Annotated in this window: 14 protein-coding genes and 3 tRNA genes; 11 read left to right on the forward strand and 6 right to left on the reverse strand. The window is 56.6% G+C overall.

Features of this window, described 5'->3' with window-relative positions:
* The first annotated feature begins 141 nt into the window (after positions 1 to 141).
* From ACR0J8_RS07400 to ACR0J8_RS07420, 5 genes are all read left to right on the forward strand, one after another.
* Positions 142 to 1,257: a carboxylate-amine ligase gene (locus tag ACR0J8_RS07400; RefSeq protein ID WP_480523920.1), complete on the forward strand. Its 1,116-nt coding sequence runs from the start codon at positions 142 to 144 to the stop codon at positions 1,255 to 1,257.
* A 123-nt stretch (positions 1,258 to 1,380) separates the two neighbouring features.
* Positions 1,381 to 2,523 (forward strand): acyl-CoA dehydrogenase family protein, encoded by a 1,143-nt coding sequence (locus tag ACR0J8_RS07405; RefSeq protein WP_170616835.1) that lies wholly within the window; start codon positions 1,381 to 1,383, stop codon positions 2,521 to 2,523.
* Positions 2,524 to 2,530: 7 nt separating this feature from the next.
* Positions 2,531 to 3,571 carry an enoyl-CoA hydratase/isomerase family protein gene (locus ACR0J8_RS07410; protein ID WP_480889430.1) on the forward strand — a complete coding sequence of 347 codons (1,041 nt, stop codon included), beginning with the start codon at positions 2,531 to 2,533 and terminating at the stop codon, positions 3,569 to 3,571.
* Positions 3,572 to 3,573: 2 nt separating this feature from the next.
* Complete coding sequence (gene mmsB, locus ACR0J8_RS07415) at positions 3,574 to 4,446, forward strand: 3-hydroxyisobutyrate dehydrogenase (RefSeq protein ID WP_170676925.1); 873 nt, start codon at positions 3,574 to 3,576, stop codon at positions 4,444 to 4,446.
* A 108-nt stretch (positions 4,447 to 4,554) separates the two neighbouring features.
* Positions 4,555 to 4,884 carry a hypothetical protein gene (locus ACR0J8_RS07420; RefSeq protein ID WP_480523914.1) on the forward strand — a complete coding sequence of 110 codons (330 nt, stop codon included), beginning with the start codon at positions 4,555 to 4,557 and terminating at the stop codon, positions 4,882 to 4,884.
* Between the two features lie 15 nt (positions 4,885 to 4,899).
* On the opposite strand, the gene uvrA is transcribed toward ACR0J8_RS07420, so the two are convergent.
* The 3 genes from uvrA to ACR0J8_RS07435 all read right to left on the reverse strand — a co-directional run bounded on the left by uvrA (position 4,900) and on the right by ACR0J8_RS07435 (position 8,138).
* Entirely contained in the window at positions 4,900 to 7,758 is a 2,859-nt protein-coding gene (gene uvrA, locus ACR0J8_RS07425) for an excinuclease ABC subunit UvrA (protein ID WP_480889434.1), read from the reverse strand.
* Between the two features lie 174 nt (positions 7,759 to 7,932).
* Positions 7,933 to 8,009: transfer RNA gene (locus ACR0J8_RS07430), tRNA-Asp, on the reverse strand.
* Positions 8,010 to 8,061: 52 nt separating this feature from the next.
* Positions 8,062 to 8,138: transfer RNA gene (locus tag ACR0J8_RS07435), tRNA-Asp, on the reverse strand.
* A gap of 222 nt (positions 8,139 to 8,360) precedes the next feature.
* On the opposite strand from ACR0J8_RS07435, the gene ACR0J8_RS07440 reads away from it, so the two are divergent.
* The 4 genes from ACR0J8_RS07440 to ACR0J8_RS07455 all read left to right on the forward strand — a co-directional run bounded on the left by ACR0J8_RS07440 (position 8,361) and on the right by ACR0J8_RS07455 (position 11,082).
* Positions 8,361 to 8,435, forward strand: a tRNA-Val gene (locus tag ACR0J8_RS07440).
* Between the two features lie 161 nt (positions 8,436 to 8,596).
* On the forward strand, positions 8,597 to 9,217 hold the full coding sequence (locus tag ACR0J8_RS07445; protein ID WP_480889436.1) for a hypothetical protein: 621 nt from the start codon (positions 8,597 to 8,599) through the stop codon (positions 9,215 to 9,217).
* A complete protein-coding gene (locus ACR0J8_RS07450; RefSeq protein WP_480523910.1) occupies positions 9,205 to 9,315 on the forward strand; it encodes a VPLPA-CTERM sorting domain-containing protein in 111 nt (36 codons plus the stop codon). Before ACR0J8_RS07445 ends, ACR0J8_RS07450 begins: the two co-directional genes overlap by 13 nt.
* Positions 9,316 to 9,495: 180 nt before the next feature.
* Positions 9,496 to 11,082, forward strand: coding sequence for an APC family permease (locus ACR0J8_RS07455; RefSeq protein WP_480523908.1), 1,587 nt, complete (start codon positions 9,496 to 9,498; stop codon positions 11,080 to 11,082).
* A 98-nt stretch (positions 11,083 to 11,180) separates the two neighbouring features.
* Here the strand turns inward: ACR0J8_RS07455 and lon are convergent, their stop codons facing one another.
* The 3 genes from lon to ACR0J8_RS07470 form a co-directional block, all read right to left on the reverse strand.
* The gene (lon, locus tag ACR0J8_RS07460; RefSeq protein WP_480523906.1) at positions 11,181 to 13,589 is read right to left on the reverse strand and encodes an endopeptidase La; all 2,409 of its coding nucleotides are present in this window, start codon (positions 13,587 to 13,589) and stop codon (positions 11,181 to 11,183) included.
* A 213-nt stretch (positions 13,590 to 13,802) separates the two neighbouring features.
* Entirely contained in the window at positions 13,803 to 14,933 is a 1,131-nt protein-coding gene (gene tgt / locus ACR0J8_RS07465) for a tRNA guanosine(34) transglycosylase Tgt (RefSeq protein WP_480523904.1), read from the reverse strand.
* Between the two features lie 64 nt (positions 14,934 to 14,997).
* Positions 14,998 to 15,909, reverse strand: a complete 912-nt coding sequence (locus ACR0J8_RS07470) for a nucleoside hydrolase (RefSeq protein WP_480523902.1) — start codon at positions 15,907 to 15,909, stop codon at positions 14,998 to 15,000.
* Between the two features lie 174 nt (positions 15,910 to 16,083).
* Here ACR0J8_RS07470 and ACR0J8_RS07475 point away from each other — a divergent pair, with 174 nt between their 5' ends.
* Positions 16,084 to 16,974 carry an SPFH domain-containing protein gene (locus tag ACR0J8_RS07475; protein WP_170616816.1) on the forward strand — a complete coding sequence of 297 codons (891 nt, stop codon included), beginning with the start codon at positions 16,084 to 16,086 and terminating at the stop codon, positions 16,972 to 16,974.
* A complete protein-coding gene (locus tag ACR0J8_RS07480) occupies positions 16,974 to 17,252 on the forward strand; it encodes an NfeD family protein (protein ID WP_480523900.1) in 279 nt (92 codons plus the stop codon). Before ACR0J8_RS07475 ends, ACR0J8_RS07480 begins: the two co-directional genes overlap by 1 nt.
* Positions 17,253 to 17,275: the final 23 nt, after the last annotated feature.

Raw genomic sequence — 17,275 nt, forward strand, 5'->3', positions numbered from 1 at the left:
CGCCGTCTCCGATCCCTGGTTGAACACTCCCCGCTCCTTACCTGTGCCGACCAAGGCTTCGCAAGCACCTGCGCGGCAAACACTTGGCAAAAGGGCAAATTCCGTATTCACTGGCGTGAACATAAAGACCGGAGGGCCGCCATGCAGCAGGAATTCACGCTGGGTATTGAAGAGGAATACCTGCTTGTGGACCGCGACAGCCTGCAATTGTCCGAAGCACCTGCCGCTATGATGGATGCTTGCCAGGCCGATTTTGAAGGTCAGGTCAGCCCTGAATTCCTGCAATGCCAGATCGAGGTGGGAACCCGCCCTCATGCCACGATTGGCGCGGCCCGTGAGGACCTCAAGCGGTTGCGGTCTTGCGTAGCCACGCGCGCCGCTGAATACAATCTTGCCCCGATTGCCGCATCCTGCCATCCCTTTGCAAAGTGGAAAGACCAGCATCATACACGCAAGGATCGCTATGACGCCTTGCAACATGCCCTTGGCGGTGTTGCGCGACGCATGCTGATCTGCGGCATGCATGTTCACGTCGGCGTCGAAGACAAGGCGCTGCGTGCCGATCTGATGCCACAACTGTCCTACTTTTTGCCGCACCTGCTGGCTCTTTCCACATCCTCTCCGTTCTGGAGCGGTGAAGACACAGGGTTGTCCTCCTATCGGCTGACCGTGTTCGACAACCTGCCCCGAACCGGATTGCCTCCGGTACCGGCCAGTTGGGCTGAATACGAGCGTACGACAGGAATCCTTGTGGAACTCGGCGTCATCGAAGACACCTCAAAGATATGGTGGGACCTGCGCCCCTCGCATCGGTTTCCGACGTTGGAAACCCGTATCATGGATGTGCAGCCCCGGCTGGAACACGCCCTTTCGCTGGCTGCGATGATCCAGGCGCTGACCCGGATGCTGTGTCGTTTGAAAGACCGCAACCTGCGCTGGCGTCACTATGACCGGTTCCTCATCGGCGAAAACCGCTGGCGTGCACAACGGTACGGCGTTGGCGAAGGGCTGATCGATTTTGGCGACCGGTCAATCAAGCCAATGCCTGAACTGATTGGTGAACTGATGGGAATGCTTGCGGAAGATACCGAGGCGTTGGGCACGATGACCGAATTGGCCCGCCTTCGGCAAATTGCGGAAAACGGAACGTCCGCCACACGCCAGCGCCGTGTACACGCCGAGGCCGTGGCAAAAGGGGACGATCCCGGTCAGGCGGTCGTGAAGCACCTGATCGAGGAATTCCACGAAGATCTCTGATATCGCGCACCCGGGCCGATCAATACCATAACCTTACTTCCCGTGATTGCTGATCGTGCAAAATTTCTGTAACGATTGGGAAATAAACAATCGTTCAATTCAGCATCGACGGGAAGGATTGGCATGGATTTCGCGCTGACCGAGGAACAGACAGCTATCTTCGACATGGCCTATGCATTTGGGCAGGAAAACATCGCTCCGTTTGCGCGGCAATGGGAGGCGGACGGAACCATTCCCAAAGACCTTTGGCCCCGGATCGGCGAACTGGGCTTCGGTGGCTTGTATGTCTCTGAGGACGCAGGAGGATCGGGTCTGAGCAGGCTGGATGCAACGCTGGTTTTTGAAGCTTTGTCCATGGCTTGCCCGTCGGTTGCAGCCTTTCTGTCGATCCACAACATGTGCGCAAAGATGCTGGACAGTTTCGCCAGTGACGAGCTGAAATCACGTATCATGCCACAGGTTCTCAGTCTTGATACGGTCCTCAGCTACTGCCTGACCGAACCCGGCTCGGGCTCGGACGCTGCAGCTCTCAAAACCCGCGCCGAGCGTACAAACGAAGGTTACACGCTGAACGGCACCAAGGCGTTTATCTCGGGCGGTGGCTACTCTGATGCTTATGTCTGCATGGTGCGCACGGGTCAGGATGGTCCCAAGGGGATTTCGACCGTTTATGTCGAAGACGGTACGCCCGGTCTCAGCTTCGGGGCGCTTGAGCAGAAAATGGGTTGGAAAAGCCAGCCGACGGCGCAGGTGCAGTTCGATGACTGCAAGATACCATCGGGGAACCTGGTCGGCACCGAAGGTGACGGATTCAAATACGCCATGATGGGACTGGACGGCGGGCGTTTGAATATCGCCTCCTGCTCTCTGGGTGCGGCGCAAACCGGCTTGGATATGACCTTGCAATACATGTCCGAGCGTAAAGCATTCGGTCAATCCATCGACCAGTTTCAGGCCCTGCAGTTCCGCCTGGCCGATATGGAGATTGAACTGCAGGCCGCGCGCGTCTTCTTGCGGCAGGCCGCGTGGAAGCTGGATCAAGGCACGCCCGATGCCAGCAAGTTCTGCGCGATGGCCAAAAAGTTCGTTACCGAAACGGGATCAAAAGTCGTCGATCAATGTCTGCAGTTGCATGGCGGGTACGGCTATCTGGCCGATTACGGGATCGAAAAGCTTGTGCGTGATCTGCGCGTGCATCAGATATTGGAAGGCACCAACGAGATCATGCGCGTGATCGTCGCCCGCCAGATGCTTGCCCAACGCTGAGGATCAAATGCCAGATATCAACATCCGTGTGACAGGCCGCGCCGGGCGCATCACATTGGCTCGGCCCAAGGCGCTCAACGCGCTTAGTTATGACATGTGCATGGCCATAGACAGCGCCCTGCGGAACTGGCGCGAAGATGACTCGGTTGACCTGATCATTATTGATGCCGAAGGCGACAAGGCCTTTTGCGCCGGAGGTGACATCGCCGAGCTTTATGAAACGGGCATGAAAGGCGATTTCGCCTATGGTCAAACCTTCTGGCGCGATGAATACCGCTTGAATGCCCTGATCTTCGAGTACCCTAAACCGGTGATCAGCTTTCTGCAGGGTTTCACAATGGGCGGCGGTGTTGGCATCGGGTGCCACGGAAGTCACCGGATCGTGGGCGAGACCGCGCAGATCGCATTGCCTGAATGCTCCATCGGACTGGTTCCGGACGTCGGCAGCACGCTGATGCTGGCCCTGGCACCCGGCCGGTTAGGTGAATATCTGGGAACAACCGGACGACGCATGGGGCCAGGTGATGCGATTTATGCCGGATTTGCCGATCACTATATCCCGCAGTCCCAATGGTCCGATCTCATGGAGCTGCTCGAAGCCTCTGGTGATGCCGAGATACTGGCCAAACACGCGCAGACTCCGCCGGAGAGTACATTGGAGCAGGACCAACCTGTGATCGATGACATATTCTCGGGCGAGGCGCTGGGCGACATCCTGACCAATCTGCGTAACGCTGATCCGGAATTTTCCACCAAAACTCTGGCCACACTCGGACGGCATTCACCTTTGTCGATGGCCTGTTACGTAGAAATGCTGCATCGATTGCGTGGGCCATCTCTGACGATACGCAAAGCGTTGGAACTGGAATTCCGGTTTACGTTCCGCGCCATGGAACACGGGGATTTTCTGGAAGGTATTCGCGCGCAGATCATAGACAAGGACCGCAATCCTAGGTGGAGCTTTGCGGATCAATCCGTACCCGCAGTCGCTGTTTCGAAAATGCTGCAACCACTGGGCGCGGACGCACTGACATTCGAGGAGGAATAAGGATGAAGATCGGTTTTATCGGCCTTGGCAACATGGGCGCACCGATGGCCGCCAATCTGGCGAAGGCCGGGCATGTCGTGATTGGCTTTGACATGGCAGACGTTACGGTCGAAGGGGTCACCATGGCATCTTCCGGGGCCGAGGCCGTCGCCGGAGCAGACGTGGCAATTACGATGCTTCCAAACGGTCAGATCTTGCGATCTGTCGCGGACGAGATTGTTCCGGCCATGCAGAAAGGCGCCACCTGGATTGATTGCTCAACCGTCGACGTCGACAGCGCGCGCGCTGTGGCGGATCAGGCCCTGGCAGCCGGGTTAAGAGCCGTCGACGCTCCGGTTTCAGGCGGTATCGGGGGCGCCGCGACTGGTACGCTGACTTTCATGGCAGGTGGTTCGGAAGAAGCGTTTGCAACGGCCGAACCGCTGTTCGACATCATGGGCCAGAAGGCCGTTCATTGCGGCGATTCCGGCGCGGGTCAGGCGGCAAAGATCTGCAACAACATGATCCTCGGCGTCACCATGATCGCGACCTGTGAGGCTTTTGCACTGGCCGACAAGTTGGGGTTGGATCGCCAAAAGATGTTTGATGTCGTCAGTACATCGTCCGGATATAGCTGGACAATGAACGCCTATTGCCCTGCCCCCGGTGTTGGTCCCACCAGTCCGGCCGACAACGGCTACAAGCCAGGTTTTGCTGCAGAGCTGATGCTGAAGGATTTACGCCTTAGCCAGCAGGCCGCGGAAGGGTCGGATGCCGACACACCCATGGGCCAGGCTGCAACGGCCTTGTATGAACAATTTGTCGAAGCTGAAGATGGGTTGGGGAAAGACTTTTCCGCCATGCTGCCCCGGTTTGAAAAGAGAGGCCGGAGCTGAGGCGCGTAATGCAGTTTTTTGCTGACCCGAAAACAGTTGTTTGTCGTCACTTCTTTGTCCCGGTCTGTACGTGCTAAAACCAGTGCAGAATAATTGCAGGGGCCGCCGATGAAAACTCTCAGAACTTTTGGATCCATCGCCTTGCTGGTGATCAGTACGGCTGCGGTCGAAGCTGGCAACGGCAAGGGAAAGGCCGGGCACTGCCCGCCCGGTCTGGCCAAAAAGGCAGTCCCCTGCGTGCCACCAGGACAGGTCAAAAACCTATATCGGACGGGCGACCGCATCGAACGGGACTATGTCTGGATCGACGATCCCTATCGTTACGGCTTGAAACGAGGCGGCAATTACGTTCGCGCCGGCGACTATGTCTACAGAATCGATCCTGAAACGCGGAAAGTTCTCAACCTGATCGGCGCCGTGGCGGATATCCTGTACTAGGAAACTGCCGGGCCGCTATTCTGCAGCGACCCGGTCCAAATTCAACATCGGCCTGAGGTAGTGCCCGGTATGGCTGCTCTCACACTCCGCAACTTGCTCGGGTGTGCCCTCGGCAACAATCTGTCCGCCGCCATCGCCACCTTCCGGGCCAATATCGATGATCCAATCGGCGGTTTTGATCACATCCAGGTTGTGTTCGATCACAATGACCGTATTTCCTTGATCCACAAGTTCGTGCAGTACTTCCAAAAGCTTGCGCACATCTTCAAAGTGCAGGCCGGTGGTCGGTTCATCCAGAATATACAGCGTCCGCCCGGTCGAACGTTTGGACAGTTCCTTTGAAAGCTTGACCCGCTGCGCCTCACCACCCGAAAGCGTGGTGGCCTGCTGTCCGACCTTGATATAACCCAGACCAACCCGCGCCAGTGCGTCCATCTTGTCGCGAATGGAAGGCACGGCTTTGAAGAAGTCCTGCGCGTCTTCCACCGTCATATCAAGAACATCCGCGATGGACTTACCCTTGAATTTGATCTCCAGTGTCTCGCGGTTGTACCGCGCACCCTTGCAGGTTTCACAGGTCACGTAGACATCCGGAAGGAAGTGCATCTCGATCTTGATGACCCCGTCACCCTGACAGGCCTCGCACCGACCTCCCTTGACGTTGAAGCTGAACCGTCCAGGTTTGTACCCTCGTGCCTTGGCCTCGGGCAGACCGGCAAACCAGTCGCGGATCGGGGTGAACGCCCCCGTGTAAGTTGCTGGATTTGAACGCGGAGTCCGCCCAATGGGTCGCTGGTCGATGTCGATGACCTTATCCAGATGCTCCAGTCCCTTGATCGTCTCGCACGGCGCAGGTGTCTGGCGCGCACCATTCAAGCGCATCGACGCCGTTTTGAACAGCGTCTCAATGGTCAAAGTGGACTTCCCGCCGCCGGAAACTCCGGTCACACAGACAAACTTGGCCAAAGGAAACCCAGCCGTCACATTCTTCAGGTTGTTCCCGGTCGCATTGACCACCGAAACCTTCTTCTTATTGCCCTTGCGCCGTTCAGCGGGCACCGCGATCTCGCGCGTTCCGGCCAGGTATTGCCCCGTGATCGAGGCCGCATCCGCTGTTATTTCCGCAGGTGTTCCCTGGCTTACGACCTGCCCGCCATGCACACCGGCGCCGGGACCAATATCAAAAACGTAATCAGCCTCACGGATGGCTTCTTCGTCATGCTCAACAACGATCACGGTATTCCCTTGATCGCGTAGGTTCTTGAGCGTTCCAAGCAGACGGTCATTGTCGCGCTGGTGCAATCCGATTGACGGCTCGTCCAGCACATACAGAACCCCTGTCAGACCCGAACCGATCTGGCTGGCCAACCGGATCCGCTGGCTTTCGCCACCAGACAGGGTTCCACTTGAACGTGACAGCGTAAGATATTCCAAACCAACATTATTCAGGAATCCAAGTCGTTCGCGGATTTCCTTCAGAATTGCGCGCGCAATCTCGTTTTTCTGCGTGCTCAGATGGTTCGGAGCATCCTCGATCCAGGCCAGAGCCTCCTTGATCGACATCTGAACCACCTGCCCAACATGCAGGCCCGCGATTTTGACGGCCAGGGCTTCGGGACGCAGACGGTAACCATCACATGTGCCGCACGGACGGTTATTCTGATAGCGCTCGAATTCTTCGCGAATCCAGGCGCTGTCGGTCTCGCGGTAACGGCGTTCCATATTGGGAATTACGCCCTCAAAACTGCGCGTCACCTGATAAACCCGTCCACCTTCGTCGTAACGGAACTGTATTTCCTCGTCGCCCGACCCCCGAAGAAACACCTGCTGAACCTTCTCCGGCAGGTCTTTCCATGGGGTGTTCTTGTCGAACTCAAAGTGGCGGGCGATGGCTTCGATGGTTTGCAGGAAGTACGGCGATTTACCCTTTCGCCACGGCGCCAGTGCACCATCATACAGTTTCAGTGTCTGGTCCGGCACCACGAGACGCTCATCGAAAAACAGTTCCACTCCCAGACCGTCACAATCCGGGCATGCCCCAAACGGTGCGTTAAACGAGAACAGGCGCGGCTCGATCTCGGGAATCGTGAAGCCGCTGACCGGACAGGCAAAATTCTCGCTGAAAGTGATACGTTCGGGGTCTCCTTCGCGCGGCGCGGTTTCCAGAATCGCGATTCCATCGGCCAGATCCAGCGCAGTCCGCAGGCTGTCGGCCAGACGTGTTTCCATCCCTTCGCGTACAACCAGACGGTCGACTACGACGTCGATGTCATGGCGAAACTTCTTGTCCAGAGTGGGCGGCTCATCAAGTTCATAGAACTCCCCGTCCACCTTGACGCGCTGGAAGCCTTGTTTGCGAAGTTCCAGAAACTCCTTTTTGTACTCCCCTTTTCGGTCCCTCACGATGGGGGCCAGAAGGTATCCGCGCGTCCCTTCCTCCATCGCCATGATGCGGTCGACCATGTCCTGCACCTGTTGCGCCTCAATGGGCAGACCCGTGGCAGGGCTGTAGGGCGTCCCTGCACGCGCGAACAGCAGGCGTAGGTAGTCGTAAATCTCGGTTACCGTGCCAACGGTGGAGCGTGGGTTCTTCGACGTCGTTTTCTGCTCGATGGAAATCGCCGGGGACAGGCCGCTGATATGGTCAACGTCGGGCTTTTCCATCATGTCCAGAAACTGGCGCGCATAAGCGGACAGGCTTTCGACATAGCGCCTTTGACCTTCGGCATAGATGGTATCAAAGGCCAGCGACGACTTGCCCGAACCAGACAGACCTGTAATCACCACAAGCTGATCGCGTGGAATGTCAACATCAATACTTTTGAGGTTATGCTCGCGCGCGCCGCGCACCTCGATATTCTTCAGCTCAGCCATTTCGGCCCCCAACAGACAAGTGTCCTAGAAATAGGCGAGCCAGGCTGAGTCTCCAACACAAAAGTTAGAACAAAGTGTGAACAGTCGGATTATTGCCGACAACTCCTGACATCAGCCCCATGTCGATCGCCCCAATGGGCAATTGTTTTCGGTCAATCTACGAAATCAGGGAAATGGCGCGGTTGACGGGGCTCGAACCCGCGACCCCCGGCGTGACAGGCCGGTACTCTAACCAACTGAGCTACAACCGCGCATTTAGGGTCTATGTCTGATCCATTGACCCGGATCACAGGCTGGCAGCGATGGCGCGGTTGACGGGGCTCGAACCCGCGACCCCCGGCGTGACAGGCCGGTACTCTAACCAACTGAGCTACAACCGCCCGCTGCCCGTTCGCTCTGAACGTTGGGGTGTATTATGGCCACGCCCGGGCATCGTCAAGCGGCGTTTTCAAGTTTTTTGCCTTATCCTGATTTTTTCCCGAACCCACCCTTTGAACAGGTGCCGGGTTCTGCGTGAAATGCGCTGAGGGCAAGCAAAGTTTCTGCGCCACCTGCATCTGATCTTGCGAACCGGACTGACACACTGTAAGAGGCGGCCTCACGGGTGATTAGCTCAGTGGTAGAGCGCTTCGTTCACATCGAAGATGTCAGGAGTTCAAATCTCTTATCACCCACCATCTTTTCAATGATTTGTCGGATCTGGTGACAGGAATGGGTGCCAGAAGCCAAAACGCGGCAAGGCGTCCAAGCCTCATTTCTCTAAGAGAACCGCCTCTACGACTAGTTGCAAAGTGATACTTCACTAACTAATCTGGAGACATTGATAGAGGGTATTGCGATGAAACATATTTTTGCGGCGTTAGCCGTGTGCTTGGCCAATGCAGCCAGTGCTTTGACGGTTACGTTCGATCACAACCCGGTTTATCCCAATGCGGGTGGTGGACCTGCGACGTCCAACGGGTTCATCTACGATTACAGCACGACCTATCTGGGCGGGAACTACCTGTACCTGCATTCCGATAGCGGCATTCTGACGTCAACAATCAGAGCCATAAGCGGAACAACATACACGGCAAAATCTATTGATGTTTGGGGCGCATTGCGGATTTTCATGTCGGGATCGGGGCCTAGACCGGCAGACGATAACAGCCAAGCCTACTTCCAGTGGGCAACGTCAGGAATTGCGCCGGTGGCAACTCTGACTTTCACTGGAGTACGAAACGGGGCTACGGTGGCTACGCAGTCAATCGGCCCGACGCAGACACAATTTACGTCGGACAGTGTCATACCGAAACTAAAGAAGCTTAGGTTATCTAGCGGGTTCTCTCATATCGATCAGTTGATACTTACCGTGACAACCCGATCAGTGGCCCCTATTGGAATGACTTATACGACCCGTTCGGACCCAACACGGTTTGGTGTAATGATTGGTGTGCCAGTTATCGGGTGGACAATCTAAAAGTATCAGCCGTTCCCCTGCCCGCCAGCGGACTGCTACTGATAGGCGCAATAGCTGGGCTGTTTGGAATCAGGCGACGTAGAATAACCGCCTACTAGAGTCTGGCTGGAAGCCCGGTGACACCAAGGCTGGCTTACGCGTGCTTCCAGAACTGCCTCAAAACCAACAAGTTGAGCAGATTGAGGGTTGCTCGAGAGCAAGCTTGTCACAGCGCGTTCCCCCCGCCTATCCTGACCGGGATTGATCGGTAATTCCGGGCATTATTTTCAGGAATGTTTATGGCTGAATTGAAGCGCGATATTGGTCTTGTTGGCCTGACCTTCATTTCGGTTGGTGGCATTATTGGCTCGGGCTGGCTGTTCGGACCTATGTTGGCCGTGCAACATGCTGGTCCTGCGGCCATCCTTTCCTGGATCATCGGCGCGGTTGCCATGTTTGTTCTGGCCATAACATTTGCCGAAATCTCGGCCATGCTGCCGATATCCGGTGGAATTGCACGGGTGCCTCAGTTTTCACATGGCAACATAGTCTCGATGGCCATGGGCTGGACAGCCTGGATCGGATATAACACCACCGCACCAATCGAAGTTGAGGCGATGTTGAAATACCTCGCGCCCTATGCGCCCTGGCTGCATGCTGCGGATACCGGCGATCTGACCGGGGCTGGCATTGCGGTTGCGCTGGTTTTCATGCTTCTGTTCGTCGCGGTCAACGCATTGGGGGTGAAGTTTTTCACGCGGGTCAACGCCGCGCTGACGTGGGCCAAAATCGCTATCCCTATCGTTCTGTCGATCCTGCTGATCGCGACACGGTTCAACACCGAAAACTTCACTCAGCCAGGTGGTTTTGCGCCCTATGGATTACAGGGCATCATGGCAGCGGTGTCGACCGGAGGCGTGATATTCTCTTTCATCGGATTTCGCCACGTGGTCGACATGGCCGGTGAAGTTCGAAACCCCAAATTCGCCATCCCCGCAGCCCTGGTTCTATCCATCGTTCTGTGCGCGGCCCTGTATCTGGGACTTCAGATCGCCTTCATTGGCGCGCTTGATCCCGAAATGCTGAAAAACGGTTGGGCACAATTGAACTTTGGCGGCCAGGGTCCGCTGGACGGAATAATCATGTCCGTGGGGATCATCTGGTTTCTCAGCCTGCTCAACGTCGGCTCGGTGATCGGACCTTTTGGCAACGGATTGGTGGCCACTGGCTCGAACGCGCGTATTGCCATGGCGTTGTCCAAAAACGGATTTCTACCCCATCGCCTGCAAATGCTGTCTTCGTTCGGCGTGCCGCTTTGGGCACTGGCGCTGAATTTTCTGATCGGAACGCTTTTCCTGCTGACCGTACCTTTCGCCACAGTAATCGCGTTGAACGGAGCGGCCATCGTCCTGTCATTCGCCGTCGGCCCAATCGCCGTGGTCTGCTTGCGCCACCTCATGCCCGATCACCCGCGTTCGATCCGCATCCCGACCGTCAAGGTGGTCGCCGTCACGGCCTTTGCCGTTGCCACACTGGTCGTCTACTGGAGCGGTTGGGACACAGTCTGGCGCCTTGGCATTGCGTTGATCGTGGGAATGGTTCTTCTGTTGCTGCGATTCCGCAACCGTTTGGACGAAATGGACGTGACCGAAGCCTTGTGGCTGGCGCCCTATTTTGCCGGTATCGGGCTGATCTCTTTCCTTGGGCAATTCGGCGAAGGCGCGCAAAAGCAGATCCCCTTTGGATGGGATATCCTTCTATGTATCCTGTTTTCCGCTGTGATCTTCAGCCTTGCCGTCCGTTCAGCCCTATCCACTGAAAAGTTTCAGGAATACATCGCCGAAGAAGAAATACTGGATCCCAAGGAACCCGTTGTCGGGTTCTGAATAACCGAGTGACCCAAATGAAAAAGCCCGCCGCAATTGCCGCAGGCTTCTCCATATTCTCTCAGGTGGCCAGTATCCCGGCCCTGACTTCCGGTAACTTAATGTGCAGTCGCCGACGGTCCGGTGCTTTCGGGTGCCTTGGCGGCGGCTGCCGCTGCTTCCTCGGCCGCTTCGTCCCATTCGATGGGATCTGGCGCGCGAACAAGTGCCTGCTCCAGAACTTCCGAGACATGCTTGACCGGAATAATCTTGAGGCCTTCCTTAACGTTATCCGGAATGTCCGCCAGATCCTTCTCGTTCTCTTCCGGGATCAGCACCGTCTTGATGCCTCCCCGCAGGGCAGCCAGCAGCTTTTCTTTCAAACCGCCAATCGGCATTGCATTCCCGCGAAGCGACACCTCGCCCGTCATGGCAATGTCCTTACGCACCGGAATTCCGGTCAGGACCGATACAATCGACGTTACCATCGCCAAACCGGCCGAAGGACCGTCCTTGGGGGTTGCCCCATCCGGAACGTGCACGTGAATATCCAACGTGTCGAACTTGGGCGGTTTCACACCGATCTGAGGTGAAATCGACCGCACATAAGACGAGGCCGCGTCGATGGATTCCTTCATCACGTCGCCCAGCTTGCCGGTGGTCTTCATCCGCCCTTTGCCGGGCAGTTTCAGCGCCTCGATATGCAGCAGATCACCCCCTACCGAGGTCCAAGCCAGACCGGTAACAACACCAACCTGATCGTCCTGCTCAGCAAGACCATAGCGGAACTTCGGCACGCCCAGGAATTCATCAAGATTGTCCGGCGTAACCGTGACGGATTCAGCCTCTTTTTTGATTATCTTGGTCAGCGATTTCCGCGCCACCTTGGCGATCTCACGTTCCAGGTTCCGCACCCCGGCTTCACGGGTGTAGATGCGAATGATCTTCTGGAGCGCCTCGTCGGTCAGATCAAACTCCTTGGTTTTCAGACCATGGTTCTTGACCTGTTTGCCGATCAGGTGCTGTTTGGCGATCTCGCTCTTTTCCTCTTCTGTGTAGCCGGCCAGCGGGATGATCTCCATCCGGTCCAGCAGAGGCCCGGGCATGTTGTAGCTGTTCGACGTGGTCAGGAACATCACGTTCGACAGGTCATATTCCACCTCAAGATAGTGGTCCATGAACGTGCTGTTCTGTTCCGGGTCCAACACCTCCAGCATTGCCGAAGCCGGGTCGCCACGGAAGTCCTGCCCCATCTTGTCGATTTCATCGAGCAGGATAAGCGGGTTCGTGGTCTTCGCCTTTTTCAGCGCCTGGATGATCTTACCGGGCATCGAGCCGATATAGGTCCGACGGTGACCGCGGATCTCGGATTCATCGCGCACACCGCCCAGCGAGATGCGAATGAACTCGCGCCCCGTGGCTTTGGCAACCGATTTACCAAGCGAAGTCTTACCCACACCCGGAGGGCCAACAAGGCACAGGATCGGACCTTTCAGCTTCTTCGAGCGCTGCTGCACCGCGAGATACTCAACGATCCGTTCCTTGACCTTCTCAAGACCATAGTGGTCGGCATCCAGAATGTCCTGCGCGCGGCCAAGATCCTTTTTGACACGGGATTTGGTGCCCCATGGCAGAGCCAGAATCCAATCCAGATAGTTGCGCACCACTGTTGCCTCGGCCGACATGGGCGACATGTTCTTGAGCTTTTTCAGCTCGCCTTCGGCCTTTTCGCGGGCCTCTTTCGACAGCTTGGTCTCGGCTATTTTGGCTTCCAGTTCGGCAACCTCGTTGCTACCGTCCTCGCCATCGCCAAGCTCTTTCTGAATGGCCTTCATCTGCTCATTCAGATAATATTCGCGCTGCGTCTTCTCCATCTGGGATTTGACGCGGGTCTTGATCTTTTTCTCGACCTGCAGAACCGACATTTCGCCCTGCATCAGGCCGTAGACCTTCTCGAGCCGTTCGCTGACGGACAGAGTTTCCAGCAACTCCTGCTTTTGCTCGACTTCAATACCCAGATGACCTGACACGAGGTCAGCCAGCTTGGCGGGCTCAGTTGTCTCGCCAACTGCTGCAAGCGCTTCTTCGGGAATGTTCTTGCGCACTTTGGCATAGCGCTCGAACTCGTCCGCAACGGTGCGCAGCAGCGCCTCGGTCGTGGTCACATCGCCGGGAATTTCGGTCAGATACTCCGCACGGGCTTCGAAGAAATCGTCGTTTTCGAGGAATTCGGTGATCTGCACGCGTGCCTGCCCTTCAACCAGTACCTTGACGGTGCCATCGGGCAGCTTCAGCAGCTGCAGTACGTTCGCCAGAACACCGGATTGGTAAATCCCTTCGATGGTGGGATCGTCGTCACCCGGATCAATCTGGCTGGACAGCAATATCTGCTTGTCGTCCTGCATCACTTCTTCCAGTGCACGGACGGATTTTTCCCGCCCCACGAACAGCGGCACGATCATGTGCGGAAAAACCACGATGTCGCGCAAAGGCAGTACGGGGTATGAGGAATTCAGAGGCTCTTGCATGCTCAATCCTTATCATTGGCAAGACGGCACTGGTCCCTAGAAAGGCAACCTTTGGCCATCTCCTGTCTTGGACGATAAAGGTGGGGCGCGGACCGCCTGTTTTCAACCTCATCGCCGTTTGTCGGCAATCAGAATGACCGGATGATTTACCGACTGCAAGGCGTCGCGCGGACATATCCACGAATTTTGTTGAAACCCAACCGGATTTGCCGCCTAAACAGGCTCAATATCCCCTTCCGCACGCTGCGCGTGAAAGTCACCTTGCCACGCCGCAAACCGACCTTCGGAAATCGCGTCTCGCATTCCCTGCATAATCTCTTGAAAATAGTGCAGATTGTGCCATGTCAGCAGCATCCCCGAAATCATCTCGTTCGAACGGAAAACATGGTGAAGGTAAGCGCGCGAGTAGTTTGAACAGGCCGGGCAGCTGCAGGCCTCATCCAGCGGGCGCGGGTCGTCCGCGTGACGGGCATTCTTGATGTTGACCACACCGCGACGGGTGAAAACCTGCCCTGTTCGCCCAGACCGCGACGGCAGCACACAATCCATCATGTCGATCCCGCGTGCGACGGCACCCACGATGTCGTCAGGCTTGCCAACCCCCATCAGGTAACGGGGCTTGTCCGAGGGAAGATAGTCCGGCGCGTATTCAAGGCAGTCGAACATGGCTTCCTGCCCCTCGCCCACGGCCAGACCGCCGACGGCATAGCCTTCGAAGCCGATTTTCTTCAATGCCTCGGCGCTTTCCTCGCGCAGGTCGCGTTCCAGCCCGCCTTGCATGATCCCGAACAGTGCATGGCCCGGACGATCCCCGAACGCCTCGCGCGACCGGTCGGCCCATCGCATCGACAGGCGCATGGATTCTGCGATACGGTCCCGATCGGCTGGCAACGCTGGGCACTCATCGAAACACATGACGATGTCCGATCCCAAGAGCCGCTGGATTTCCATTGACCGCTCGGGCGTCAATTCATGTTTTGACCCATCGACATGGGATTTGAAAGTCACGCCTTTTTCCGTCAGCTTGCGCAGCCCGGCCAGCGACATCACCTGAAATCCGCCCGAGTCCGTCAGGATCGGCCGTTCCCAGTTCATGAATTTATGCAATCCGCCCAGGCGATCGATCCGCTCAGCGGTGGGGCGCAACATCAGGTGATATGTATTGCCCAACAGTATATCGGCCCCTGTGGCGCGAACGCTTTCCGGCATCATCGCCTTGACGGTCGCGGCTGTCCCGACGGGCATGAAAGCAGGCGTTCGAACCTCACCCCTTGGGGTGTGGATCACACCGGATCTGGCCTTGCCGTCGGTGGCCTCTAGGTCAAAGGAAAAACGGTCTGTCATTGTGTCGCCTCGGGGTCGCTGAACCGGGCAGGATTTGCCTGATCCGCCTGCCCTTTGCAACCCGTCAGGGCAAAGTGACAACGCGCTCCGTGAACAACGCCACAACGCCTTCGCCGTCGACATCCCTGCAAACGCGAATTGCGGGACGGGACGGGTCTGGACGCGTGGCACCGTTTTCCTCCCCACCGACGATCACGCGCAGGCCTGTCTCGACCATGTCGAACATCGGTTCGTGAGAGCATGCAATTACGGCGGTCGAGTCGTGCAACCCGCATCCTTCCAACCCACCGATTTCCTTATAAAACTTGAGGTAGAACTTTGAAATGTCGCGCAAAAAGACGCCCATGTTTGGGGAACTTTCGGCTAGCGCATCGAAGTCCGCGCCCCGGTAAAGGGTCTTCAGCGTGACGTCCAATCCAACCAGAACCGTATTCGGGGGGGCCGCAAAAACGAAATCCGCTGCTCGGGCATCGTGGTAAATGTTGGCTTCTGCGTGGGCGGTGATGTTTCCGGGGCAATACACGGCGCCCCCCATGATCACCAGCCGACCCAGATTTTGGGAAAACTCCGGGTCCAAGCGCATCGCATCGGCGATGTTGGTCAACGGACCAACCGCACAAACGACCAGTTCGCCTTTGTGTTCGCGTGCCATTTCGACCAGAAATTCTGCCGCTGGCAGGGGATGGTTTTCACCGATCTGCGGGATCTCCGTCAGGTCTCCGAACCCTTCCGGCCCGTGGACATGTTCGGACGGCACATGTGCGTCCGTCTCAAGCGGAAAGGCTGCGCCTTCCGCGACTGCAGCATCAAGGCCGAGTTTGTGCAGCAAAAACCGCGCATTACGGCTGGATTGATGCACATGCGTGTTTCCGAAAATGGTCGTCAGACCAATCAGGTCAATTTCCGGCGCGGCGGCGGCGTAGGCAATAGCCATCGCATCGTCGATTCCCGGATCTGTGTCGATAATCAGTTTCATATGCGCCCGATACCGCAATCATGACAGGATGCAAAGCGGACACATCTGTTGTCTTCCCTCGAACTTCGACGCCTTCACTGGTTTGCATCCGAGTCCAATCTGTCCATACCAGAGTTGAAATCGGGCGACTCAACCCCCAAGTGTATACCATAGTACACAATAAAGAGGACAGAAATGACCGAAGATCAGATTATCGGATTGCTTTCATCGAACATCATTTACCTGCTCGCGGCGGCCCTAATCGTAATCGTCATCCTGAAGGGCATCAAAATCGTCCCGCAATCCGAAAAGTTCGTGATTGAACGCTTCGGTCGGCTGCACTCGGTTTTGGGGCCCGGAATCAATTTTATCGTTCCTTTCCTGGATGTTGCGCGCCACAAGATATCCATTCTTGAACGTCAGCTTCCAAACGCGACGCAGGATGCGATCACCAAGGATAACGTTCTGGTCCAGATCGATACATCGGTGTTCTACCGCATTCTTGAGCCTGAAAAGACAGTCTACCGAATCCGTGACGTCGACGGTGCGATTGCGACCACAGTGGCAGGTATCGTGCGCGCTGAGATCGGCAAAATGGATCTGGATGAAGTACAGTCGAACCGCGCCCAGTTGATCTCCCAAATCCAGGAAAGTGTCGAAACAGCCGTCGATGACTGGGGTATCGAAGTGACCCGCGCCGAAATTCTGGACGTTAATTTGGACCAAGCGACCCGTGACGCCATGTTGCAGCAGCTGAACGCCGAACGCGCACGCCGGGCTCAGGTTACCGAAGCCGAAGGCATGAAGCGCGCTGTTGAACTGCAGGCCGATGCCGAACTTTATGCGGCGGAACAAACCGCCAAGGCCCGGCGTATTCAAGCCGAAGCAGAGGCTTATGCGACCGGTGTCGTTGCCAAGGCAATTCAGGACAACGGCATCGAGGCCGCTCAGTATCAGGTCGCTCTGAAACAGGTCGAATCGCTTAACGCATTGGGCAACGGGACCGGAAAACAGACGATCGTCGTACCGGCAAACGCCCTTGAGGCTTTCGGTGATGCGTTCAAGATGCTGAAAGGAGCAAAGTGATGGCAGATCCCTTCTGGCTGACCTGGTGGATCTGGATGGCCGCCGCATTGGCCTTGGGAATCCTTGAAATCGTGCTGCCGGGTTTCATCTTTCTTGGCTTTGCCATCGGTGCCGCAATCACGGGTATCCTGCTGATTTTGCCGGGGCTTCCACCCTCGCTGCCGATACTGTTGCTGATCTTCGCGGTTTTGTCGCTGGTGTCCTGGCTGGTTCTTCGGCGTATATTCGCGCTGCCCCATGGTCAGGTCAAAACGTTCAACCACGATATCAATGACTGAACGGGGATGGCGCCCAAGGCGGG

The organism is Ruegeria sp. N11, from assembly GCF_056531525.1.

What these genes read in the sequence shown, in the direction of transcription:
- tgt (WP_480523904.1), bottom strand. Translation starts at nt 14,933, where the DNA reads ATGACAGACCGTTTTTCCTTTGACCTAGAGGCCACCGACGGCAAGGCC.
- uvrA (WP_480889434.1), bottom strand. Translation starts at nt 7,758, where the DNA reads ATGGCTGAGCTGAAGAATATCGAGGTGCGCGGCGCGCGCGAGCATAAC.
- ACR0J8_RS07470 (WP_480523902.1), bottom strand. Translation starts at nt 15,909, where the DNA reads ATGAAACTGATTATCGACACAGATCCGGGAATCGACGATGCGATGGCT.
- ACR0J8_RS07410 (WP_480889430.1), top strand. Translation starts at nt 2,531, where the DNA reads ATGCCAGATATCAACATCCGTGTGACAGGCCGCGCCGGGCGCATCACA.
- ACR0J8_RS07405 (WP_170616835.1), top strand. Translation starts at nt 1,381, where the DNA reads ATGGATTTCGCGCTGACCGAGGAACAGACAGCTATCTTCGACATGGCC.
- ACR0J8_RS07455 (WP_480523908.1), top strand. Translation starts at nt 9,496, where the DNA reads ATGGCTGAATTGAAGCGCGATATTGGTCTTGTTGGCCTGACCTTCATT.
- lon (WP_480523906.1), bottom strand. Translation starts at nt 13,589, where the DNA reads ATGCAAGAGCCTCTGAATTCCTCATACCCCGTACTGCCTTTGCGCGAC.
- ACR0J8_RS07400 (WP_480523920.1), top strand. Translation starts at nt 142, where the DNA reads ATGCAGCAGGAATTCACGCTGGGTATTGAAGAGGAATACCTGCTTGTG.
- ACR0J8_RS07480 (WP_480523900.1), top strand. Translation starts at nt 16,974, where the DNA reads ATGGCAGATCCCTTCTGGCTGACCTGGTGGATCTGGATGGCCGCCGCA.
- ACR0J8_RS07420 (WP_480523914.1), top strand. Translation starts at nt 4,555, where the DNA reads ATGAAAACTCTCAGAACTTTTGGATCCATCGCCTTGCTGGTGATCAGT.
- ACR0J8_RS07445 (WP_480889436.1), top strand. Translation starts at nt 8,597, where the DNA reads ATGAAACATATTTTTGCGGCGTTAGCCGTGTGCTTGGCCAATGCAGCC.
- mmsB (WP_170676925.1), top strand. Translation starts at nt 3,574, where the DNA reads ATGAAGATCGGTTTTATCGGCCTTGGCAACATGGGCGCACCGATGGCC.
- ACR0J8_RS07475 (WP_170616816.1), top strand. Translation starts at nt 16,084, where the DNA reads ATGACCGAAGATCAGATTATCGGATTGCTTTCATCGAACATCATTTAC.